The organism is Bacillus sp. 05T21 (genome assembly GCF_056396785.1).
This window is the reverse complement of sequence record NZ_JBFTMD010000005.1, coordinates 71,535-95,577: the sequence shown is the minus strand read 5'-3', so window position 1 is coordinate 95,577 and position 24,043 is coordinate 71,535. Positions and strand designations below refer to the sequence as shown.

22 protein-coding genes and 1 pseudogene are annotated in these 24,043 nt (G+C 33.8%); 6 read left to right on the top strand and 17 right to left on the bottom strand.

Going from position 1 to position 24,043, the window contains the following annotated elements:
- Window positions 1-109: 109 nt before the first annotated feature.
- A complete protein-coding gene (locus AC1DKZ_RS12650) occupies window positions 110-394 on the top strand; it encodes a YesK family protein (RefSeq protein WP_002086206.1) in 285 nt (94 codons plus the stop codon).
- A gap of 46 nt (window positions 395-440) precedes the next feature.
- Here AC1DKZ_RS12650 and AC1DKZ_RS12645 read toward each other — a convergent pair whose 3' ends face one another.
- The 3 genes from AC1DKZ_RS12645 to AC1DKZ_RS12635 form a co-directional block, all read right to left on the bottom strand.
- Complete coding sequence (locus tag AC1DKZ_RS12645) at window positions 441-1,460, bottom strand: AI-2E family transporter (RefSeq protein WP_002031308.1); 1,020 nt, start codon at window positions 1,458-1,460, stop codon at window positions 441-443.
- Window positions 1,461-1,619: 159 nt separating this feature from the next.
- Window positions 1,620-3,230: an amidase family protein gene (locus AC1DKZ_RS12640; protein WP_002141334.1), complete on the bottom strand. Its 1,611-nt coding sequence runs from the start codon at window positions 3,228-3,230 to the stop codon at window positions 1,620-1,622.
- A gap of 111 nt (window positions 3,231-3,341) precedes the next feature.
- On the bottom strand, window positions 3,342-3,473 hold the full coding sequence (locus AC1DKZ_RS12635) for a hypothetical protein (protein WP_476996367.1): 132 nt from the start codon (window positions 3,471-3,473) through the stop codon (window positions 3,342-3,344).
- Window positions 3,474-3,690: 217 nt separating this feature from the next.
- Here AC1DKZ_RS12635 and AC1DKZ_RS12630 point away from each other — a divergent pair, with 217 nt between their 5' ends.
- On the top strand, window positions 3,691-4,110 hold the full coding sequence (locus AC1DKZ_RS12630; protein WP_476996366.1) for a GNAT family N-acetyltransferase: 420 nt from the start codon (window positions 3,691-3,693) through the stop codon (window positions 4,108-4,110).
- A 164-nt stretch (window positions 4,111-4,274) separates the two neighbouring features.
- Here AC1DKZ_RS12630 and AC1DKZ_RS12625 read toward each other — a convergent pair whose 3' ends face one another.
- From AC1DKZ_RS12625 to AC1DKZ_RS12610, 4 genes are all read right to left on the bottom strand, one after another.
- Window positions 4,275-4,877: a nitroreductase family protein gene (locus AC1DKZ_RS12625; protein ID WP_476996365.1), complete on the bottom strand. Its 603-nt coding sequence runs from the start codon at window positions 4,875-4,877 to the stop codon at window positions 4,275-4,277.
- Between the two features lie 73 nt (window positions 4,878-4,950).
- A complete protein-coding gene (locus AC1DKZ_RS12620; protein ID WP_476996364.1) occupies window positions 4,951-5,601 on the bottom strand; it encodes a DsbA family oxidoreductase in 651 nt (216 codons plus the stop codon).
- Between the two features lie 103 nt (window positions 5,602-5,704).
- Complete coding sequence (locus tag AC1DKZ_RS12615) at window positions 5,705-6,136, bottom strand: Rrf2 family transcriptional regulator (protein WP_476996363.1); 432 nt, start codon at window positions 6,134-6,136, stop codon at window positions 5,705-5,707.
- A gap of 120 nt (window positions 6,137-6,256) precedes the next feature.
- Window positions 6,257-7,126, bottom strand: coding sequence for a LysR family transcriptional regulator (locus tag AC1DKZ_RS12610; RefSeq protein ID WP_476996362.1), 870 nt, complete (start codon window positions 7,124-7,126; stop codon window positions 6,257-6,259).
- A gap of 97 nt (window positions 7,127-7,223) precedes the next feature.
- On the opposite strand from AC1DKZ_RS12610, the gene AC1DKZ_RS12605 reads away from it, so the two are divergent.
- Both AC1DKZ_RS12605 and AC1DKZ_RS12600 read left to right on the top strand, forming a co-directional pair.
- Window positions 7,224-8,129 carry a DMT family transporter gene (locus AC1DKZ_RS12605; RefSeq protein ID WP_476996361.1) on the top strand — a complete coding sequence of 302 codons (906 nt, stop codon included), beginning with the start codon at window positions 7,224-7,226 and terminating at the stop codon, window positions 8,127-8,129.
- Window positions 8,130-8,314: 185 nt separating this feature from the next.
- Window positions 8,315-9,091: an alpha/beta fold hydrolase gene (locus tag AC1DKZ_RS12600; protein ID WP_476996360.1), complete on the top strand. Its 777-nt coding sequence runs from the start codon at window positions 8,315-8,317 to the stop codon at window positions 9,089-9,091.
- A gap of 104 nt (window positions 9,092-9,195) precedes the next feature.
- On the opposite strand, the gene AC1DKZ_RS12595 is transcribed toward AC1DKZ_RS12600, so the two are convergent.
- The 7 genes and pseudogenes from AC1DKZ_RS12595 to AC1DKZ_RS12565 form a co-directional block, all read right to left on the bottom strand.
- Window positions 9,196-9,816, bottom strand: a complete 621-nt coding sequence (locus tag AC1DKZ_RS12595; protein ID WP_476996359.1) for a YcnI family copper-binding membrane protein — start codon at window positions 9,814-9,816, stop codon at window positions 9,196-9,198.
- 35 nt (window positions 9,817-9,851) lie between these two features.
- Window positions 9,852-11,501, bottom strand: a complete 1,650-nt coding sequence (locus tag AC1DKZ_RS12590; protein WP_476996358.1) for a copper resistance CopC/CopD family protein — start codon at window positions 11,499-11,501, stop codon at window positions 9,852-9,854.
- Between the two features lie 444 nt (window positions 11,502-11,945).
- A pseudogene (locus tag AC1DKZ_RS12585) lies at window positions 11,946-12,053 on the bottom strand (glyoxalase); the annotation flags it as partial.
- Between the two features lie 60 nt (window positions 12,054-12,113).
- A complete protein-coding gene (locus AC1DKZ_RS12580) occupies window positions 12,114-13,127 on the bottom strand; it encodes a CgeB family protein (RefSeq protein ID WP_088039213.1) in 1,014 nt (337 codons plus the stop codon).
- 308 nt (window positions 13,128-13,435) lie between these two features.
- The gene (locus AC1DKZ_RS12575; RefSeq protein WP_242308765.1) at window positions 13,436-13,855 is read right to left on the bottom strand and encodes a VOC family protein; all 420 of its coding nucleotides are present in this window, start codon (window positions 13,853-13,855) and stop codon (window positions 13,436-13,438) included.
- A gap of 86 nt (window positions 13,856-13,941) precedes the next feature.
- Window positions 13,942-15,300, bottom strand: a complete 1,359-nt coding sequence (gene brnQ / locus AC1DKZ_RS12570; protein ID WP_242308767.1) for a branched-chain amino acid transport system II carrier protein — start codon at window positions 15,298-15,300, stop codon at window positions 13,942-13,944.
- Between the two features lie 236 nt (window positions 15,301-15,536).
- On the bottom strand, window positions 15,537-16,229 hold the full coding sequence (locus tag AC1DKZ_RS12565; RefSeq protein WP_000522520.1) for an FMN-dependent NADH-azoreductase: 693 nt from the start codon (window positions 16,227-16,229) through the stop codon (window positions 15,537-15,539).
- Between the two features lie 312 nt (window positions 16,230-16,541).
- Here AC1DKZ_RS12565 and AC1DKZ_RS12560 point away from each other — a divergent pair, with 312 nt between their 5' ends.
- Entirely contained in the window at window positions 16,542-17,507 is a 966-nt protein-coding gene (locus AC1DKZ_RS12560; RefSeq protein ID WP_002086231.1) for an arsenic resistance protein, read from the top strand.
- A 122-nt stretch (window positions 17,508-17,629) separates the two neighbouring features.
- On the opposite strand, the gene AC1DKZ_RS12555 is transcribed toward AC1DKZ_RS12560, so the two are convergent.
- Together AC1DKZ_RS12555 and AC1DKZ_RS12550 are read right to left on the bottom strand one after the other, a co-directional pair.
- Window positions 17,630-18,877 carry a DUF4153 domain-containing protein gene (locus AC1DKZ_RS12555; RefSeq protein ID WP_476996357.1) on the bottom strand — a complete coding sequence of 416 codons (1,248 nt, stop codon included), beginning with the start codon at window positions 18,875-18,877 and terminating at the stop codon, window positions 17,630-17,632.
- A gap of 643 nt (window positions 18,878-19,520) precedes the next feature.
- The gene (locus tag AC1DKZ_RS12550; protein WP_002086234.1) at window positions 19,521-20,396 is read right to left on the bottom strand and encodes a LysR family transcriptional regulator; all 876 of its coding nucleotides are present in this window, start codon (window positions 20,394-20,396) and stop codon (window positions 19,521-19,523) included.
- Between the two features lie 138 nt (window positions 20,397-20,534).
- On the opposite strand from AC1DKZ_RS12550, the gene AC1DKZ_RS12545 reads away from it, so the two are divergent.
- Window positions 20,535-21,203 carry a YczE/YyaS/YitT family protein gene (locus AC1DKZ_RS12545; protein WP_033708127.1) on the top strand — a complete coding sequence of 223 codons (669 nt, stop codon included), beginning with the start codon at window positions 20,535-20,537 and terminating at the stop codon, window positions 21,201-21,203.
- Window positions 21,204-21,643: 440 nt separating this feature from the next.
- On the opposite strand, the gene topB is transcribed toward AC1DKZ_RS12545, so the two are convergent.
- Entirely contained in the window at window positions 21,644-23,788 is a 2,145-nt protein-coding gene (topB, locus tag AC1DKZ_RS12540; RefSeq protein WP_113938145.1) for a DNA topoisomerase III, read from the bottom strand.
- Between the last annotated feature and the right edge of the window lie 255 nt (window positions 23,789-24,043).

Below are 24,043 nucleotides of genomic sequence, written 5' to 3'. Positions count from 1 at the left end.
TATTTTCCAATCAAAAAAGCAATCCGATTTATATTGGATTGCTTTTTTATACTTTTATAGTTCCCCCTCAATTTAAACGGTAATATTATCTATAAAAAGGGGTGATTTCATGAATGATTCTTTGACGATTGCAATCCTCTTGCTAGCTGTAGCATCCTTAATACTTTTCCTCTTCTTAATCATCAGAACGTTATTTCCAACTAAAAAATATGATAAGAATCTCGGATTGATTCTAATTATTTTAAGCTTGTTAGCAATACCGATAAGTATCTTCCTTGTAGGAGGATGGGCAGGTATGGGAGTTAGTGTAATTGCAGTCTTTATTTTTGCTGCTGTTATTATAGCTTTAATTGCAAATACCTTCATTAAACTACCTCCTCCAAAGAAAAAATAATAAATGACCGATGTTTTCATCAAGAGAAAACATCGGTCATTTTCTATCACTTATTATCTTTAATCGGTTCATCATTATTTACATCAAGTACATCTAATAAAAAGATAAAGATTGGAATCCCAATAATAAGCCCCCATATTCCGAGGAAATGCTCTGAAAAGATAAGAATCATAAATGTATAAAAAACAGGTAAATTCGTTTTTGCAGACATAAATTTTGGATTTAATAAATAACTTTCAAGAGCGTGGATTACTGTAATGAACACTAGTATGTAAACAACATACACAACCCCGCCGACGTTATAGGCAATGATACAAAGTGGAAACAAGGAAATGATAACACCAGCAACTGGAATCAAACCGAGTAGAAAGACCATGACAGCCAATACAAGAAGCTGTGGAAATCCTAAAATGACAAGTGCAATTACAGTGAGCACACAATTTACAACCGCAATTAAAAACTGTGCTTCAATCACTTTTCCGAACGATCTTGCAAACCTTTCACCGAAATATGCAATCTCCTCATAAAAAATTTTCAGCTTACTATCTTTAAATTTCGAAGTAAATGCTATAATGCGTTCTTTTTCTAATAAGAAAAATAAGCTTAAAATAAGAGAAAGTAGTATTTGTAAACTGACTTTTCCTATGTTTGCTATCGATTGATAAATGACATCTACACCTTGTTCGATATATTTCGATACTTCCATTCCATTAATTGTCGAAAGTGCATATTTAATTATCTCGTTATCAGGTGGGTTTTGAAAAAACAATTTAAATTGATAAATTAATTGTGAAATTTGTATCGTTAGTACAGGCAAATATTTATATAGTGTAGTTACAATAAACGTCACTAACACAATATATAAACCAGCAATAACCACTTTCCTATTTACTTTCAATTTTTTTGAAATAAACTTTTGAAATCGATCCATCAAAAACGTGAGAATAAACGTAATTAATATTAAATTAATCATACTTTTTAATCCATACAATACAAGCACTAATATTATTAAAACGAGAAACCGTTGAAACCCTCTGCTTCGAAAGAAATTTTTCACTTCATTCATTAAGAATTAACCTCCCCCTTCAATGGATGGAAATTGGATATATTACATTTTATGAACTTCTATAGACAATCTTTCTTACTAATTGGAAAGAATCCTTTTTTTCTTTTTTATTGTCGGATTTTTTTATCTAATACTTTTCTAAAAACTACTTTATCAACTCTATATTTTAGGAGATCGTCTATTTTTAGATTGCTGTTCATACGCATATCCAATATTAAAAAGTTCTTTTTCACCAAACTGTTTCCCAACAAACACTACACCTACCGGCTGACCATCAGAATCATATCCTGCCGGCACTGCTAATTCTGGATAACCAGCCACAGCTGATAGAAGAACTTCATCGTTATTAATCATCACAAGAGCATCCAAACCTTTTTCTACTAAATACCTATCTAGCTCTTTTCTTGCATTTTCTTGACTCGTTTGAACTATTTTTTCAAACTCATCTTTCGTTATAGCAGATTTCTCAGAACCCTCAATTAATGTTTGTCCATACTTTATTCGTCGTTTACTATCCTTTTTATTAAACGCTATAATCTCTTCTAACGATTTTACTGGCACATTTTTTTGCCGTGAAAGATAATCGTTAACATTATGCTTGAACTCATATTCTAATGTTTGCAGATTATCTACACCCTCGCTGTTTAACTGAACATCATCAGTCAATATTGCACCTGCATCTTCAAGGTCCTTTCTAATCTTTTTCGCTACTGCTTTTCTAATTTCATCTTGTTGTTCTATAGAAAAAAGAATCCCTATCTTTTTCCCTTTTAATCCATCTATCGATAACTCCTTCGTATAATCCATTCTATCTCTATCTTTCATTTTTTCTATCATAGCATCTTTTCCATCATAACCTACCATTGAATTAAATAGCGTTGCTGCATCTTTGACCGTTCTTGCCATTGGCCCTGCTGTATCAAGTGTTTCAGCTAACGGGATAATTCCTGTTCTGCTAACCATACCTAAAGACGGGCGTAACCCAACTACTGATTGTTGCGTTGCCGGTGCTACTATGGATCCCGTCGTTTCCGTCCCGATTGCAAGCGGTGCAAAATCAGCTGCAACCACTGTAGCAGATCCTGAACTCGATCCTGATGTATCAAATGTAATCGGGCCATATGGATTTAAATTTTGTCCTTTCTTCCCACTATATCCACTTGGCATTGTAAAAGATAAATAATTCGCCCACTCAGACATATTTGCTTTTCCTAAAACAAACGCCCCTTCTTCTTTCAACTTCTTCACAATCATCGCATCTTCATCTGCAATCCAATCTTTTAATACATAAGTTCCAGCACTTGTCGGCATAACATTCGCTGTTTGTACATTATCTTTTACGATGACAGGAATGCCGTATAAGTTCGATTTCTTATTTAAAAATCTCTCTTTATCTAACTGTCGTGCTTCCTCCATTGCATTAGGATTAATCTCTGTAACAGCATTTAATGATATTCCATTTTGATCATGTTCTTGTATTCTAAAAAGATAAATACTCGTTAATTCTTCATATGATAATTTCCCATCATCAACCATTTTTTGAAGCTCATCCACAGTCGCATTTACAACTTCTTTTTCTTTTATCTTTATATTATCTATGTCGATCCCTTTAAGCTGATTATGTATCGGTTTTAACACTCTGTCTTTATCATATACAATACGCTCAGGTTCCTTTGGAAAATAATTTTTATACACGTAATATCCTCCGGCACACACCAATAGAACAATACCTCCAGCGATAGACAACGTTATCTTTACCCATTTTTTCATGTTGCTTCCTCCACTCTAAAAGTTGCTCATTTATATAAAAAAGAGAGTTACCTTTTACTTAACTCTCTCCAATCAAAATGCTAAATGAAAAAATGAAAGATTTCAATCTAATTACTTTTTTTTTTGCATTTGCTTTGCTAACAATTCCTTCACCTGATTATATGTTAACCCTGAATTTTTATTTAAACGTTTCACTTCATCAACATCAGTACCGACAACTGTATATTTTTTCTCATCATTCATGTTCCCACTTCCTTTCTCACCAGATTATTTCTTATATTTCTTCCCTAAATGCACATAAATTAACACCAATACGAATAGGGAAGCTGGACTAAATTAAATAGACGAGACAGATGATATAGTATTCAATAACTAAAAGGAGTTCTGTTGCGTAAGAGGAATAGATAAAAATATGTCGAATTTATATACTTATTGAATTTAAGGACATGGAGGATGCATTTTGAAAACATATGAGTTTAAACATAACATTCCAACATTGGAGGAGTACAAATATTTGTGTGATTCTGTTGGATGGACTAATTATATGAATTTTGAAGTAGCGGATACTTCACTGAAGCATTCTATTCACTGCATCACGGTCAAAGATAATGAAAAAATTGTGGGCATGGGGAGAATTGTTGGTGATGGATCTATCTATTTCTATATTCAAGATATAGTGGTTCATCCGGATTATCAGAAACATGGTATTGGGAAAGAAATAATGCATCTTTTGGTTGCATACTTAAATGTGAATGCCCCTGATAAGGCGTTTGTCGGTTTATTTGCATCACAAGGTAAAGAATCGTTCTATGAAAAATTTGATTTTAAAAATTACTCACCAAACATGACGGGGATGTTTACTGTCATTTCAAAAACATGATAGATTTTTAATTGTAGGGAAAACTTCGATTCATATGAAAGAAATTATTCTTGCAGTAACCTTTTCCACAATCGCATTTAAACATTACATACGAAAGGAGAGTACATATATAGCTATATATGTACTCTCCTTTCATTTATTTAACTCTGTATATATTAAATTTCTTAATAAAATTTCACTACATCTTCAGTAGGTAAGAATGTTCTTTCCCCTGGTTGTTCATTTGGCTCACCAAATGGCATTTGTCCTACTAAACTCCACTCCGCTGGAATATTCCATGTTTCTTTCACTTCAGCATCTACGATTGGATTGTAATGTTGTAATGATGCGCCAATTCCTTCAGCTGATAATAACATCCATACAGTATGTTGTAACATTGCATTACCTTGATGAGACCAGAATGGGAATTGATCTTTATATAACGGTGCATTTTCTTGCATTTTTTCTACAGTTGCTTGATCTTCAAAGAATAAAACGGTACCTACACCTGCATGGAAACCTTTTAGTCTTTCTACAGTCGCTTCAAAGTTTTCTGCTGGTACGCGTAATCTAAGCGTTTCTTTTACGATATCCCAAAACTTTTCATGCTCTCCATCCATTAATACAACCATACGGCCACTTTGCATATTGAAAGAAGTTGGTGCATGTAAAGCTGTTTTTAATACTTCTTCAATTCTTTCCTTTGTAATTGTAGCGTTTTTTGTTACTTTACGAATTGAACGACGGTTCACGATTGCTTCTTTTAAGTTTGTTGTAGTTGCTGACATTTTAATTCCTCCAAATATATGTTTTATTATTTTTATTTAAACAAATCAATTTGAGTCTTTCATGCAAGACGAATTAGCAATATCCATCCGCCTTACATTGCATACCTTCAAATGAATTTGTTTTATCCTTTTCGATTTCTTTATCAATTACTCTTTCTAGCGTTTCTTTACTAGCAAGTCCTTGAATGACTTCATCTCCAATCATGACAGTTGGAACAGCCATAATATTCGCTTCATCATATGCATGTTGAATCGCTTCTTGATGTTTTTCTTTATATTTACGATTTACTAAAGCATCTTTAAATTCAGCTTCAGGAAGCCCTACTTCTACCGCTAATTTCGTTAATACATCAATATCTTCAATGTTTTGCTCTTCTTGGAAAAACGCAGTAAATACTCGGTGATGATACTCGTTTCCAAGTCCACGCTCTTTCGCGAATTGGCACCCTTCAAAAGCTAAATGTGTATATGGATGCGGAGAAACGCGTGGCAGACGCATTTCAACCCCTAATTTTTTTGCAGTAGGAAGAATGAAAGAATCCCATGAACCTAACTTATCTGGCTCGTTCCAAGGATCTATTTTAGAATATGGACTTGGACGCAATTCAAATGGCATCCATTCGATTTCTACATCTTTCTCTTTCGCTACTTCATCTAATGGACCTTTTGCTAAAAAGCAAAACGGGCATATAAAATCTGAGTATACTTTCATTTTCACAATCATATTATTTGCACCTTACCTTCTTTTTATTTTTAGATGTAACCAAAATGGTTACAATTTTGAGAAAAAAATATGCATTCCCTTTTAGAGACTTGCAATTATCATATTATGCATTCATTTTTTGTTGTAAAGATTCAAACAACTGCCCCATCGTAATATTTCTCAAAACTTCTTCCATCGCGGATTGTGCTTGAATTAATATAACTTCTAACACCACTTGAATATTCGCGCCAATTGGACAATCTGGATTTGGTTGTTCGTGAATATGAAATAGTTTATCCTCTTCCACTACATTTACTGCATGATACACATCTAACAACGTGATTTCATGTAAATCCTTTAATAACCCCGCGCCACCTGGTCCGCGATTTACGTAAACAAATCCAGCTTGTTTCAAGTACGACATTATTTTACGAATGACTACCGGATTTGTATTTACACTTTCGGCCATATAGTCTGAAGTGCAAAGTGAAGATGGATTGTTTTTTAAAATAGATAAAATATGAACAGCTATAGAAAAGCGGCTACTAATTTTCATCGTGATCACCACCTCGGTGTAATCATTATAGTTACAATGAAAAGATAAGTCAATCCTTTTGATAGATTTTTTATAAGAAAATTAAAAAGTGTCCCATTATGATATATGAGACACCTCTTTTTATTCTGTAAATAGTGCTTGAAATTCTTCAATAAATAGCTGCACAGCGATTGAAGAATCCTTTAATGATGGAACAGCTAAAGCAATTTCTCTCCATACTTGTGGTTCCAATTCTCTCGTTTGTATATTCTTTGGTAAACTCGTTAAAGATAACTCAGCCAAAATTGCGATTCCTAATCCTTCTTGAATCATATTTAAAGCTGTTGTAACTGTGGAAATTATATATTCAGCCCGAAGTGGTACGTTCGCTTGTTTAAACATATCGATAATGGGTGGTTCGTACCCACCCTTACATAATATGATCGGTTCATTCTCTAAATCACCTATTGTAATAGAATCGTTCTTACAAAGAGGATGATCCTCTCTTAAGACAACAACCATTTTCCCCTTCGTTAAGGGCACGATCTCCATATCTTTATTAGGCAAGATAACAATTCCTATATCAACAACCCTCGATACTAACCAATCTTCAACTTCTTTAATCGTGCCTTCACAAAGAACGACTTCTAAGTTCGGATACTTCTCCTTAAAAAGATTTATCATTTTGGGTAAGAAATGCGCAGAAGCACTCGGAAAACTCCCAATTCGAATCGTACCAACTTCGTGCCCTTTCTCCATCGCAACTTCTTGTTCAATCTTCTCTACACCGTTCAAAATCTCTCTAATATGTACAAGAATTCTATTTCCTACATCCGTAACGAGTAATCCTTTTCGTTTATCACGTATAAGAATAGTAACTCCCAACTCTGACTCAATACTTGAAATCGCATGACTTACAGCTGGTTGCGTCATATTTAACACCCGAGCAGCCTTCGTAAAACTACCTAACTCAACAGTTTTTATTAATACTTGCAGTTGTGTAATAGTCATAACTAATCACTTATACTCCTTATAAAAAAGATTCATTTTATTTATCACAGTCGATATCATATCATAGTGAGATGAATAACACCAAGGAGGTTTTACAGTGACACAGCTTTCTCGAACTAAAGCGACAATAATCCTTATCTTTCTCGTTATTATGTGGGGAATTAATTGGCCGTTATCAAAATTCGCTCTGCATTACACACCACCCGTACTCTTTGCAGGGATTAGAACATTAATAGGAGGATTTATCCTACTTATTTTCGCATTACCGAAATACAAACAGTTAAATTTAAAGGAAACTTGGCATTTATACTTTATTTCATCTTTACTCAATATTATTTTATTTTACGGATTACAAACTGTCGGACTTCAATACATGCCCGCTGGACTATTCTCCGCAATCGTATTTCTCCAACCTGTCTTACTCGGTATTTTCTCATGGATTTGGCTTGAAGAGGCAATGTATGGCTTGAAAATTTTCGGACTTATTCTTGGATTTATTGGTGTAGGGGTTATTAGCTCTAGTAGTTTAACTGGACATATTTCTATTATCGGTGTTCTACTTGCTTTAGGCTGTGCCATCGGCTGGGCACTCGGCACAGTATTTATTAAGAAAACTGGACACCGCGTTAATGCCATTTGGATGGTAACACTTCAGCTTATTATTGGCGGCCTTTGCTTAATCGGATTTGGTTCAGAATTTGAAAGCTGGTCTAACATCGCTTGGAGTATACCATTTGTAAGTGTACTACTATTCATCTCATTCTTTGTTATTGCAATGGGATGGCTCGCTTACTTTACACTTGTAGGAGCTGGTGAGGCAAGTAAAGTTGGGGCTTATACGTTCCTTATCCCACTGATCGCTATCATTGTAAGCTCTATTTTCTTACATGAGGCCATTACAATTAGCTTATTCATCGGACTTTTATTTATTGTGGTGAGTATTTGTTTTGTAAATATAAAGCCGAAAACACTTGCTGTAAGGCAGCAAGTTGAAGTGAAATAAATAGATATGAGAAAGAGTCTACCACTTGTAGGCTCTTTCTTTTTTACCATTTTATGAGTACAGTCACTTAACATCTTAGAAAAAGGAAAATTTTTCTTTTTTATTGTATGATGGTAATAAAGTAGAAAATATTATCTCTAATACATATGGATGGACTAACAATTCTAATCATAAGGGGGAATTATATGGTTTTACAGTATAAAGAATTTGGAGATTCAAGCTCTCCACTTATGGTTTTTATTCATGGGGGCGGAGTCAGTGGATGGATGTGGGACAAACAAATTAAACATTTCACTAACTTTCACTGCCTTGTTCCTGATTTACCCGAGCAAGGGGAAAATAGTAGTAAGGATCATTTTTCAATACACTTTAGTGCTGAAAAAATCATTGAATTAGTTGAAGAAAAAGGACAAGGCAAAATTGTTATAGTAATCGGTTTTTCGTTAGGTGCTCAAGTATTAATTGCAATGCTCAGCATGAAACCAAACTTAATTCAATACGCTATGATAAATAGCGCATTAGTTAAACCAATTCCTTTCGCTAAAACATTAATAAGATCCCTTGGCTTAACCTATCCACTTATAAAGAGTAAGACGTTTTCCAAAATACAAGCAAAATCAATGTACATAGATGAAACACAATTTGATAACTATTATCATGAAAGTTGTCAAATAAGTAAAAATACATTTGTGAGGATATTAGAAGAAAATATGTCGTTTACAATACCAAAAGGTTTCGAGAATGCTAGTAGCAATATATTAGTGACTGTTGGAGAAAACGAAAAAAGAATCATGAAAGACTCGATGACTGCAATCCTTGAAAGCAATCCTACTTGCACAGGTATTATCATTCCTAAAATCGGTCATGGAATCCCTTTAGAAAATCCCAAACTATTTAATACTTTAATTGAAAACTGGCTTAAGCATGATAACCTACCAGAAGAAGTAATGACAGTCAATTGAGTTCCTTATCTTAATAAACCATGTTGTATTTATAGCTCTAATCCCCTCGAAGCTGCTTAATCTCAAAATTTTATTAACAAAGGTCTCATTACTTTCAATGAGACCTACTTTTTACGACGTACTACAAAAACACACGTACCTACGGAAGATACAATCGCTAAAACTGATAAGACAATTGCTATTGTTTGCATATTACTTGTACCTTCATTTTTTTCCACACTAGATACTTCACCATGTTCTCCTGTTAATGATGTACCTTTTGCAATCGTAGTAAGTGAATGGAGCTTTTCAGCTTTCTCATCGCCTGTCCATTCAACAATTTCTCCATCTTTATATTGTTGATATGCATTCCAAGCTATTTGTTGCTCTTTATCTGGATTTTTAGCAACAAAAGTAAATCGTTGGAACTGACCAGGTAAAATCCCTTCTCCTGTTGCTTCCCATATTACAGTTTTAACTTTTCCAGCTACATCTTTTTGTTCTTCCACTTTCCACCCTGGCACTGGCTCGTACTGTTGAAACTCGACTCCAGACGGTATTTTCAGTGTGACTTTTGTTGTTGCCATATTCTTTTCAACAGGTACCTTTATTGTATAAGTCTCCCAAGAGCTAACGTCAGAAGTTGCTGGTTTCACAGTTACGTGAGCACTAACAGGTAACGAAAAAATCCCCATTGCAATTATTGTTGCAATCATTGTTGTTCCTAATTTTTTTATACGTTTCATTTTCTATAAACTCCTTTTCATTTATAACGTCTTTTTTATCTGCCACCTACAATAAATTTATAATCCGTATCGAAACTATCAAGAGATTTTGTTAATCCGTGAACTTGTATATTCCAGTTTCCTGTCATGTTAATATACATACCTTCCGCTTCATATTCTCCCGGTGACACTGCCGAAACTTTAAATGAACCTTTGCCCATATTCATATCTAAAGATTGAGTCGTCAATACAATTTGTTCCATATCAGTAACAGGCTGTCCATTCTCATCCTTCAAAGTAATATGAAATGTATTCTGTCCTACCTTATTAGGACTTACATGTAAAGTAAGTTCATATCCATTATCTAATTGTTTACTCTCTGTAAAAGGTCCCGTAGGAGGCATCGGCGGCGTTTGTACATTTGTCATAAACGCTACGATTACAAAAACGATAATTCCAATGATAAACTCTACTTTCACCGTAGCTCCTAACCTTTGCTGCGCTCGCATTCTCCCTTTCACATAATGAATAATTCCCAATATCCCCATACACACGAATAAAAGTATTTTTGCTAATAAGGCCAATCCATACTTCGTATCAAATAGGGAATGGATCGTGGGAATAAAAAATGTACTGTTAAAAAGACCCGTTAATAAAATCACAATGACAGCACCTGTTGCCCATGGCGAAAAACGCTTAATCGCATCCCAATACATAGTCCACTTGTCATCCTCTTTACGTAACAGAAGAACAATCGATGATAGCCCCCCCATCCATAACGAAGCTGCGAATAAATGCAGAAAGTCCATAACGACAGCAATTTCTTTAAACTTTAATCCATATGCATGACTATTGAAGGCTTTCATAACAAGTAAACCAATAAACAATAGTATTGGAATGCTCCATACTTTAAACGACGAAAGCTTCTCACGCTTCACTGCAAAATATGTAACAATCATCAGCATACTAATAAGAGCCATTTGAGTGATCCATACATAACGAAAAACAGATAGTTGTAATGTTTCTTTTAATAATATAGGATTGAATGCTTCTAACCACGAAACATCAGCATTTATTTTCGCCTGCAATGGTAGATTGAATAGTAAACTAATAAATATCCCAAATAATGATATCCATATTATTTTCTTACTCCTCGACTGAACTTGACTTGCACTTCCTTTATAAAGGATAAGGTTAAATAATAGAACACCGATAAATAGAGAAAAACTTGTATATAAAATTCCGCGTTCCATAATCATATCGATTTGGGGAACATAGCCCATCTCTTCTACTTTTATATCATCTGTTCCCGCTTCTGCTAGTCCAATACGGAATGGAATAACTCCTTGAATTGGATGTCCATCAGCTGAAATAGCTTTCCACTGAATAGAGTAAAGACCATTTTTAAGATTCTCTTTTAACCCAGCTTCTAATGATTTTTTGTTTTTCGTATCAATATGAGCATCTTTTAAATCTACTCTTTGACCTGAGGTATCTCTTACGAACAATGCATTAAAACTTGAAACTTGTATGTCCTCATCGAATTCAATTTTCACAATAGATGGTGCTTTCTTCAACGTTTCATTTTCAGTAGGATTTGATTTCACAACGTACGCATGAGCGGATGTGCTTTTTGGTATGAATATAATAAACACGCACGCAATTAATAGCCATGCCCCTAACCTTCGTATTACTTTCACAATCATTTCACTTCTTTCTTTTTCGTCACTACACTTTCATTACTTTTTACTTCCCAAGTTTTATTTCTTGATAAAATATTAACCTGATTAAGTATAAGGATTTATTTAGTATCACTCTCTATTTATTCCTCACCTCTATACTTCCAATATAATAGTAACTACCTTCATAGATATTACTAATATTTTTAAAGTTGATTATCATTATAGCATAAAATATATTTATGTAAGTTCCCTAAGAAGAAAAGTTATCGTGAATCATTTGTGAAGAAAATGTGAAATACATAAAGTGAAACTTTAATCAGTGGGACTTTTACGGGCATTCGATCTCCCACCTAACTCCCTCGCATTCTCCGACTTTTGAAGCGGGAATCTTATTGCCAACAAATAGCGGGATAAATAAAAAAGGTATTACGTTATTACGCAACACCCTTTCTCCATAATACACTTCCTTTACTTCTCTTCCGGATAATCACAATAATTAATGATCGTGCCCTCTGTATCCGCTAGGTTAAGATAAATTAATCTTCTACCATGCTTATTCATTCGAGGTGTATGCTCTTCCATTCAAATACCTTGTTCTTTAAATATGTTGTGTTTCAACACATTCTTTCCCTATTTTTAAATTTCATTTTCTTTTTTAGGGTTCATTTCAATTATTTTTAACAGCTGTTGTACCCTTTTATCATATGTATGTTCGATTAGCGTTCTCTTCAGCCCTTCCATCGCAATTTTCTTTCTTTGTGCCGGGTTCGATAAATATCTTTCAGCTTTCTCTATAAAATCAACCGCTGAGGTAAATGTCTCAATTTGTACCCCTGGAATATAACACTTTTCTAAATCTGAACGAATATCCGTCATTTGAAAAGAACCTGTACTAGCTATTTCGAATGTACGATTATTAATAGAACAAGCATTTACTTTTACTCTATTTCTATTAAATGTTAAATCCTCTATCGAGCGATGTATATTCATGTTGATTTTACTTTTTTTGTAATTTCCTATACTGTTTTCGTAAACCAAAAATGGTAAAAGTAAAATTTTATCCTTCAATAACTCATAACTTTTTAGTCTATCCCAATTACAACCTATAATTAGAGTGTTTTTAGTCACTAAGTACTCTGCAATTGAATCAATAAATGCGAGCCGATTATCAAAAGCAGTCCCTATGAAACTAATATCAAATATGTATTCCTCTTCCCTAAGTATCGGCGTATATGCAGGAGGTTCTGCTGCTAAAGGCAAATAATATACATTATCACAACCTAAATCTTTATAAAAATCAATACATCCTGTATCTTGCGTAAACACATAATCATAATCAAGCACTAAGTTTTTCGTCACATCTGTAAAGTAAGGGTCATCTGTAAGCCAGAGTGCAGTTTTAAAGTTGTATTGTTTTAAATCTTGAATTCCCTTAATTATCCCTTCTTCAAAACCATGAAATACAATAATGAGTGCCGGTTTTATCTTTAAAGCCGTTTTCACCAAGTTTTCGTATGTTACCATCGTTACATTACGAATTGCCTTTTTCAAACTATTATATATAGATTCCTCTAGCACCGGAAAATAGACAGGAACACTAGATGTAACAAATAATACGTTAAAATTTTCAGCACTATTTGAAATCTCCACAGATAACCACTCTCCAATACATGAAATTCACAATTTATATTATATGTATTGCATAAAATATATAGTTGGTTATAAAGCACCCTTTTTCTTTCATATATTACTGTGCAAAATGAGGATTGCTTACCCTATAGTCGGCTCCATTTGCTCGCAAATACTAAAAAAAATCATGCCCACTCCTACAGGATAGTGGATAGCTTCTCATAATATATATTCAACATTCCGAAATACTTTCGTCGAAATATTGAAAAGTATACAAATAAAAAGGCGTTACATTAGTACGTAACACCTTTCACAAAAATACACTTCCTTTATTTCACTTCCGGATAATCACAATATTCAATAATCGTCCCTTCCGTATCAGCTGGGTTAAGGTAAATTAATCGTCTACCATGCTTATTGATGCGAAGCGTATGTTCTAACGTTCGAATCCCTTGTTCCTTTAATTCTTCTAAAGCTACATCTAAATCGTCTACACGATACGCAACATGATGGACACCTTTCCCTTTTTGCTTTATAAATCGTGCTATTGGAGAAGTTGTATTATTCGTTGGCGCAAGTAATTCGATTCTATCACCATCAACTTCAAGAATAGCTACTTCGCTTTCAACACCAGGTGCTTCACTTACGTATCGATCTATTAAATTTCCTGATAAAACCTTTTCATAAAAATGTATCGTACTATCTATATCACGAACTGCGATCCCGATATGGTCAATTGTTTTTTTCATCTTATTTCCCCTACTACTTTATTTTTTCTATTCTTATCAATAGTAACAAAAAAAGTTATAGAATCAAATTCTATAACTTTTTTTGTTTAACTTATTTTCTTATTCGCACCAGCTGCTGGCTGAACTCCATTTTTCATTTTTACAACGCTAATGCCGTATCCAATTAATCCACCAATTACTGCTGGTAATACCCAGCCTAATCCAACTGCATGCATTGGAAGTAACTTAGTAAGAATATCGTTCACTACTGCTAATTTCACACCAGCAGCACTTAATCCATCAAACATACTTACAATAAATGTTACTAATAAACTTCCCTGATACACTTCAGCTCTTCCATTGAACAATGGGTGAAGGAACGTTAGGAAAATTAATACGATTGCTAATGGATAAATCGCTGTTAATACAGGAACTGAAATTGAGATTAATTGTGTTAAACCTACATTTGCAACAACTGCACTGAAAACTGATAACATAATTGCAATCGTTTTATATGAAATACTTGGGAATAGCTTATGGAAAAATGAAGAACACGCTGAGACAAGTCCAACACTAGTTGTTAAACACGCTGCTATAACCATTATACCTAATATAACTCCGCCATATGAACCAAAATAATAGCTTGAAACTTTTGCTAATACTGCACCACCGTTATCTAAGTGACCAAGTTTTGCAACACTTGAAGCCCCCATAAATGAAAGTGCTGAATAAATTATTGCTAAAATAGATGCAGCGATCAATGTTGCTTTTGCACAAACAATCATAATTTCTTTTTTTGTTTTTGCGCCCTTTTCTTTAATAGCATTGATAATGATAATACCAAATACGAATGATGCTAACGTATCCATTGTTAAGTATCCTTCTTGGAACCCTTTAAAGAACGCATGTGATGTATAAGCCTCTGCAGGTGCTTGCATTTCTCCCATTGGATGAATAAAAGCAAAGACTACCAAAATTCCAATAAACGTTAATTTAATTGGCGTCAAGATTTTTCCTACAATATCGACAATTTTCGCAGGATTTAGCGAAAAAAAACAAGTGATGCTAAAGAATACAATTGTAAAAAGAATTAGCGCTGTAGAACTTAATCCTTCTGGCACGAAAGGCTTAATACCAATTTCATAAGAAACGCTTCCTGTTCTCGGAATAGCGAATAATGGACCGATTGCTAAGTATAAAACTGTCGTAAATACAATTCCGAATACTGGATGCACTCGGCTTGCTAATGACTGTAAATCTTCTTTACCTGAAATCCCAAATGCTAATACACCTAGTAATGGTAAACCTACTCCTGTTACTAAAAATCCAGCGTTAGCAATCCATACATTCTCTCCTGCCGATTGACCAAGCATCGCTGGGAATATTAAATTCCCTGCTCCAAAAAATAGTGCAAATAACATTAATCCGATAACTACTATGAACGAAAACGGTACTTTATTCGCCATAATATAACCCCCATTCAAAATTCTTTGTCTCATTTCCAATTTTAACTAATTGAATTTTCTGAATATTTAATTTAAGTATCAACTATTCTTGAACTCATTATAGTTTGATATATAATATTTTGCAATACTATTTTCAAACTTTTCATTTATTTTATAAATATACATTTTTTCACAAAAAAATAGACTAAAAAACCAACACGGTCATCCATGTTGGTTTTTCCATTTACTATCATTAATTAAAATTTCGCAGCTACTTTTTTAACGTTTTCTAAACCTTCTTCAACAATTTGTTGTGAGCGATCTGGATATTGATTGTGCCCTTCAATTACAACTGTCTCTGGATTTGTAATGCCCCAGAACCCAAGTACGTTTGTCACATAATTAACAGCCATTTCCATAGGAGCCATTTGTTCTGAAGAGTAATCTGAACCGCGAGCACCTAATACAACTACTTTCTTATCACCAGCTAAACCTTCTGGACCGTTCGCTGTATATTTAAACGTTTTTCCAGCTTGAGAAAGATATGAAATGTAAGTAATTAATGGTGCTGGTACTGTAAAGTTCCATAATGGGAATGCAAATACTACTTTATCTGCCTCTAAAAATTGATTTAAATATTTATCTACTGTAGCAACTGCCTTCTCTTCTTCAGCTGTTATCTCCATTCCTTGACTACGTTTATATCCACCTGAAATAGCGATATTTCCGTAATACGGAAGATCTAATGCGAATAAATCTAACTCCGTAATTTCTGTATTCGGATTTGCTTCCTTATAAGCACTTACAAATGTTTCATACATTTTTGAACTAATTGCTTGCTCCGCTGGACGATCGTTTGCTTTTACAAATAATACTTTTGACATTGTTTTATTCCCCTCTACTTTTGTATTTTCTTCTTTTTTACCAAACAATGAGCTAAATAATCCCATTTTCTTCACCTAAACTTTCTTATCATATTCATTATTCATCATCATAAAAATTCTTATTCTAATAAAAAGTTCCAATTGATACCTTAACCTAAGTAAATTAAAACTTTTTGTTATTTAATTACCTTATGTAAGTGATTGTAATATATCTACTTACTTTAGTCAAGTAACTTTTCAAAAAGAAAAAAATCTCGAATTAAAAACATTTAATAAAGATATTTCCTCAGTCAAAATGATTAATTCAAAAACACATAAGTAAAATACCTTGTATAATATAACTAGAGAGGGAAATTCATCTATAGAGAGGATTAATTAATGAGTACTTTAGAAAAGATTCAAACCTTTATCATTCTTGCAGCTGTTATATTCGGGGTTATATTAGGACAATTTAATATGGTACATATGTATTCGGAAAAATTTATTGTCCCCTTCTTATTTTTAATGCTTTATGGATTATTCCTTAGCATCCCATTAAAGGATATAAAAAATGGATTCCGCAACTTAAAATTCGCTGGAACAAGCCTAGGTATTAACTTTATATGGACACCTCTTCTCGCTTGGGGATTAGGCGCATTATTTCTTTCAGATCACCCAGCACTTTGGGTTGGCTTTATTATGTTAATGGTTACTCCGTGTACAGACTGGTATTTAATTTTCACAGAGATCGCAAAAGGTAACGTCGCATTATCTACATCAATTCTACCGGTAAATTTAATTTTACAAGTATTATTGCTGCCAATTTATTTGCTTTTATTTGCTGGTGTAATGAAAACTGTAGCGGTTTCTGTTTTAGTAGAAAGTATTGTTATCGTAATCGTCTTACCATTTTTACTTGCGCACGCTACAAAATTCATTATGCATAAAATGAAAAAAGTTGAAACACTTGAGAATAAACTCATTCCATTTTTCAGCTCTTCCCAAATTGTATTTTTAAGTTTAGCAATAGTAGCGATGTTTGCCTCACAAGGTAAGTACTTATTACAAAATATGAATGTTGTTTTATTATTACTTATACCAGTATTACTGTTCTTCATAATTAACTTTATACTAGGACAGTTTGTAGGACGTATGATGCATTTATCCTATGAAGACACTGCCAGCCTCAGCTTAACAACATTAGCGAGAAACTCGCCTGTTGCACTCGCTATTGCTGTAACAGCTTTTCCAGACGAGCCTCTTATTGCACTTGCACTCGTTATTGGGCCGTTAATTGAGTTGCCCGTTCTGACTTGTGTTTCACAAGTGTTATTGCTTATCAAGAAAAAGCAGCAATACACATAAAAAAACGTCCTACTTTGGGACGTTTTTTTTGTCGAGAAATTATAGAATTAACGCTGCTTATCGGCTCTAAGGATTTTATACGTTATAGAAAATTAGCTTGTCGTTACATTAACAAAGCCTTTCTAATTAAACATTATAGGAAAAGTAAATATAACGAAAGCTGCCCAAAGTCCGTAGATTGGCAAATACTTCGTAACGGCATCTTGGATAGCTGTCGGTCCTGATTTGTTTTGTAGAAAACGCATATAGGAAAACATAATCCAAATTAGATTTGCCCAGATCAGTATGTTTACTCCTAAAACAGCAAGTCTATTAGGTGTAATCCCGTAAGAAGAAAGTCTGAATACGATGGCTGACAATGCGACAGTGTCAATAATAAGCGCAAGAACAATTAAGGCAAAGTTTATATAATCTGAAATGTTCTTTCTCTCGTCTGAATCACTCTCAACGATAGAAAATATAGTAACAGCCAGTACACCAAGGAGTATTCCGTTGAAGGCCATTAGGAAATTGCGGTCCAAGAACGGATTTTTCCCGACCCATATAACCGTTATAAGATAGATCAACAATGTGATCAGGACGAGAGGACTAAAAATTTTAGATATGTATGGTGTAATATTTTTAGCAAGTTTAAGATTCAATGATACTAAGTATGTAGCCACTACAGCGAGAGCGGCAGCTCCAAATAAAACAACATTACTAAAATAGAATTCTCCTATATCCAAGTCAACAAAGCTAAATAATCGCATAGTGAATACTGCTAGTATCATTCCGCTCACTGCCATGCTCGCGTAGAGAAGACAATATTCTAAATTAAATTTAATATAAGCTAATCTTGTACTGCCTTTTGAATATTCATTTCCCGTAAACGCAAGTCCCAATAAGACCCATAACAATATAGGAAGATGTAAATAAGCAAGGATACTGCTGTCTTTATAATTTAATGGCAACATATTAAGATACAACCCGGAAATCAGGAATAACGATGCAAGGAAATAAATAATACTTTTTTCCGGAGTATTATTGTAAACAAAATAGGCAGCGATAAAGGGAATTATACCAAAAACCAGGTTAATTGGAGCAATTGCTTCCTGCTCGACAAAGTGGAAAATGATTCTAGTGCTTAGCCCAGCTAGAATAGCTAACATGCCCATGAATAAGAAACCTTTTTGAAACAGCGATATTTTTTCTTTATTTGCCGTCTCCTTGAAATGCAATCTTTCATACCAAGTAGCTAGCACCTGAGAATCAGGGTTTTCATCCCATGCTTGTGAGAATGATTTTTTAAAAGCTTTCGGGTCTTTTCTATACATTCTCTCCAGCTCATGAGGCTTATCAATATTTTCAATAATTAAATTGTTAATGTCCATAGTTATACCTCCTCTAATTTTAAAAACAACGCTGTTACCTTTTCCATAAAAAGCACCTCACTTATTTATTCTGATTTTGATTTTATTATATATTTTATTGTTTTACAATAAATTTTTATTATTTTATATAATATTTTTGTTGTATATTTTTATTCCAAGCAAAAACAAAAAGCATTCCTCATTCAAAGAAATGCTCTATAACTTTTTATAAACATCGGTGTAAGCTACTTTCAGCTGTTCTCTTCATTGCTTGTTTTTATTTTCTAATTTCTTATTTTTCCTTTATATAAAAAAAATGATATAAACGTCCAATTTAATAACACCTTTTCAAACAATTATTTCAAATAAATTTTAGTGCTAGTATACAAAACTCTGTAATTATAAAATAAAAAAGCATGACATAAAATTGTCATGCTTTTTCTTTTATATCTATATTTTTAAACCTAATACAGAACATTTTACTCGGGAAAGAGCTTTTTCATTTGTTGAAACCACTTATGTCCTTATATAAAAAGCTCTTTACTAATAAGTAATGTAATTACTGCGTTTTTCAAATTAGTAAAGAACTTTTTATCCCGGCTCAATTTTTCGTAAGATGTCTTTATTACTTGATTGGAGGCTATTTTTGCTTTGTTCATATCTCCTAATCAGCCATTTCCCAAAATTGAGATGCTACTTTGGAAATTCTTTGGTCTTTTAATTTTACTATTACAGGCTCTAACTGAAAATCAAATTGTTTCAATTCAAAAAGCGTTGTATGTTCTAAAAATGATGATGTGTAATCCATTCTTGGAATAACGGATAATCCTAGTCCTCTACTAACAAGTGCTACAACCATCCTTATATCTTTACACTCGATAATGATATTTGGCTTGACTTGATGTTCATCAAATACTTTGAAAAGGTCTTCATTGAAGGAGAGTCCTTCCATTGCTCCTAGCATAATGAATGGAAACTGGGCAATCTGTTCAATCGTCACATGCTGTGATGAAAACGATGCTGCCCAACTTGATGGAATAATCACAGCGGTTGGTTGTTTTTTTAATATTTTCATCTCATATTGTTCACTATTGCCCAATCGTAAAAGTAAGGCAACATCAATTTCTCTTTGTTCTAGTCTTTTTAATAATTCTTCTGAATTTCCAGTTACTATTTTTATTTTGACATTAGGGTATTGTGTTCTAAACGTACTAACATAGTCAATGAGCATATTCGAACATGTAGACGATACACCGATACTTACTGTTCCGCCTATACCTTGTTCAATTTCTTGAATTTGCTGCTTTACATCTTGAATTTGCATTAACATTTGATTGGCATATTGGTATAGTATTTCACCTGTTGCTGTAAGCTCCCATTTTTGACGATATCGATGAATTAAAGTTGTGCCAAGATCAGTTTCAAGCTTTTTTAATAATTGGCTAAGTGGGGGCTGCGCGATATGGAGCACTTCTGCTGCCTTAGAAATGCTTCCTTGTTTCACAATTTCTTTAAAGTAATATAATTGCCTGAAATCCATTGTATCTCTCCATCATATGTTTTTTGATATAATTAGTTTATCATATATATTTTTTTCATATGTCGAATTTAGCGTTATATTTAATTCTATAGCTATAGTCTTTATATTGATAATATTAACTAGAAAGTGAGAGATACTATGAATCATTGGAGCAGAACCTTGAAGCGCATCATCTTATACGTGCTCGGGTTATTTTTTATGTCGATTGGCATTAGCATGTCGATTCAAGCAGGATTTGGTGTATCGCCTGTGTCATCATTAGCATATGCAAGTACGCTAACGATTGGTTTATCGGTTGGTGTGACAATGGCGCTTGCAAATGTTTTATACATTATTATTCAAGTGATATTAAGTAAACGAATGGAGTTAAATGAATTTGTGAGTCAATTCATTATTTCGTTTTTATTTGGTTTTTTCATGGATGCAACGCTCTTCCTTGTACAACTTTTCCCTGCACCTGAAACTCTCCTTGCTCGAAGTGTATATTTGATTGTTAGTTTATTTGTTATAGCGGTCGGTTTAATGGGCTATACAACAGCGAAACTGCCATTAATGCCGTATGATGCGTTAACTTATGCAATTAGTGAAAAATTTAATTTAAAATTCGGTAAAGCAAAAATTTTGAGCGATTTAATAAACATTTGTGTGGCTGGTGCAATCTGTATAGTTTTCATTCAATCATTAGGCTCAATCGGAATCGGCACACTAATTGCCGCCTATTTTATCGGCAAAATTTTAGGGTGGATGATACCGTATTATCAACCACCTCTCCAACAATGGGTATTTAAAACAGAAAAGGCTGTCTAAGGAATCATAATAAAGTACAGGAAAAATAGATGAATCAAATTCCTCAGCCGAAATCAAATAATGAATTTTACACCTTACCAAGTGCCAGTCCACATTAGGAATGGCACTTCTTTATTACTGCCTTTTCTTTGACCTTCTATCACTTTGGTTAAATGATAAAACAAACATTGTATTAAAACTAACCTGCCGTTTAGTTAAAGAAGGATCTTTAAACAACTTTTTTATATTTTAAAAGACTTTATTGCTACTTAACACTATTTCATACCATCTTTTCAAACAATTATTTCAAATAAATTTTAGTGCTAGTATACAAAACTCTGTAATTATAAAATAAAAAAGCATGACATAAAATTGTCATGCTTTTTCTTTTCTATCTATATTTTCAAACCTAATACAGCACATTTTACTCGGGAAAGAGCTTTTTCATTTGTTAAAACCACTTAATTCTCAAACACAAAATTAATCTTATTATCTTTCCACTCTAACTTCGCATCAAACGTTTTCTCGCCTTTTTTAAAGCCTTTAATTAAATCGGTCTTCTCACCTTTTAATAGTTTCGTCATGTTTTTTTGCGAAATAGCTTTGCTTAAAATCTTCTTCGAGATGGTAAAGTCACATTGTGTTGTATTGTAGTTAGAACAACCGTAAAACGTTGACTTATCAATCACATCGCCATCACACTTTTTGCAGCTACCGACCTTTTTACCTGTTGTAAATTTCGATCCTTTTCGCTCAATCGATTCAACATGTAATCCGGTGAAATCCCATTTCTCCGACATTTCTACCGCGTCTTCAATAATTTTAGCTGATAGCTTTTTCGTTTGCTCCATAAATGTCGCTGGTGAAGCTGTACCTTCTCCAATTTCCGCAAGGCGTTGCTCCCATTTTGCTGTCATTTCTGGTGAAGCCAGTATTTTATCACCGATTGCTGTAATTAATACTTTCCCTTTATCGGTTGCGTACACTTGGTTTTTCTGTACATCTATATATTTACGGTCTTTCAGCATTGTAATAATACCAGCACGAGTGGCCTCAGTACCTAAACCTTCTGTTTTCTTCAATACTTTCTCAAGCTCTTCATTCTCTAAATACTTACCGGCCGTTTTCATTAACGTAATGAGTTGTCCTTCTGTATAACGTTTCGGTGGCTGTGTTTTTCCTTCTTTCACTTTCACCTTTACAACTTTTCCTTGTTCACCTTCAGCTACAATTGGAAGAATCGTTTCGTCATCTTTATCATCTTGGAAAATAACTTTACGCCAACCTTCTTGAATTTGCTGTTTTCCTTTCGAAATGAACGCAGCACGTTCGTCTACAAGAGTTGTAATCGTTGTGTAGTCAAAGATTGCTACTTCATAATGCGCCGCAATCAGCCTTCTTACGATCATATCGTAAATTTTCTTTTCATCACCTGATAGTTTGCTTGGATTTGTAACTTGCTCTGTCGGTATAATTGCGTAGTGATCTGTAACTTTCTTTTCATTCACATAACGCTTATTATTCATAATCGATTCAATTGGTGCTGGCAATAAACCTTTATATTCATCAAACTGACTTAACTTCTGTAAAATATCAGGGAACGTCGCTGCCTCTCCTTGTGTAACATAGTTAGAATCCGAACGAGGGTAAGAGACAATCCCTTTTTGATATAGTGCTTGCGTTATATCAAGTGTCTTTTTTGGTGAAAATTTAAAGGCCTTATTCGCTGTCGCTTGCAGTGCTGATAAATTAAATAAAAACGGCGGCTGAAACTCTTTACGCTCCGTTTTCATTTCTTTTACTACAGCCGGTTTGTTTTGACAAAACGCTGCAATTTTATTTGCCAAATCAGGGTCATTTAAGCGGGACTCATTATCTTTCTCCCATTTCCCCTCATATTTCTTTCCTTCTATATTAAAGGTTGCGAACACTTCCCAAAACGGCTCTGACTTAAAGTTCTCTATTTCTTTTTCACGCTTTACAATGAGTGCTAATGTTGGTGTTTGTACACGACCAGCGGAAAACACATCATTCATTCCTTTTTTCTTTAGCAAAATACTAAAGACACGCGATGCATTCATACCAACGACCCAGTCAGCGCAAGATCTTGTATATGCTTCGTAATACGTATTAATCGTATCTGCTTCATCTAGTAAGTTTTTAAATCCTTGATAAATAGCTTGCTTCGTTAAAGATGAAATCCAAAGACGCTTCATTGGCTTTTGCACGTTGCAAAGATTAATAATATTTCTTACAATCAGTTCCCCTTCACGCCCAGCATCGCCCGCGTGAATAATTTCTGTTACCTGTGGATTATGTAACAGCTGTTTCACAACGTTAAATTGCTTATACTTTGACTTTGTTACCTCAAATTGAAAACGCTCTGGAATCATCGGCAATGTATTAAGTGACCATTTCTTCCACTCAGCGTGATAATGTTCTGGATTACATAACTGCGTCAAATGACCAATTGCCCATGTACAGTACGCTCCATTTGGAAATAACTCATTTGCTTCTACTTCTAAATACCCATCTTTCCGGCGATATTTAAACTGTGAAACAAGAGCCAAACCTTGATCTGGTTTCTCGGCAATAATTAATTTCATCTTCTAACTCCCTATCTGTATTCCAGTGTTACTTTCATTGTCTATCTGTTTAGAAGCGATGATAAAACAACCATCTTATTTATCATTCGCGGTTTGTCTCACAAATGGGAGACCTATAATATTATACGCTTATTCTTTATGGCTTCACAATAGAAACTCATTATATAACAATTTCTTTCACATGCTCATAGACAAAAAAGACGCCCAAAAATCGAGCATCCTTTCCATTCACTACTATTTGCTTTCCTATATTCT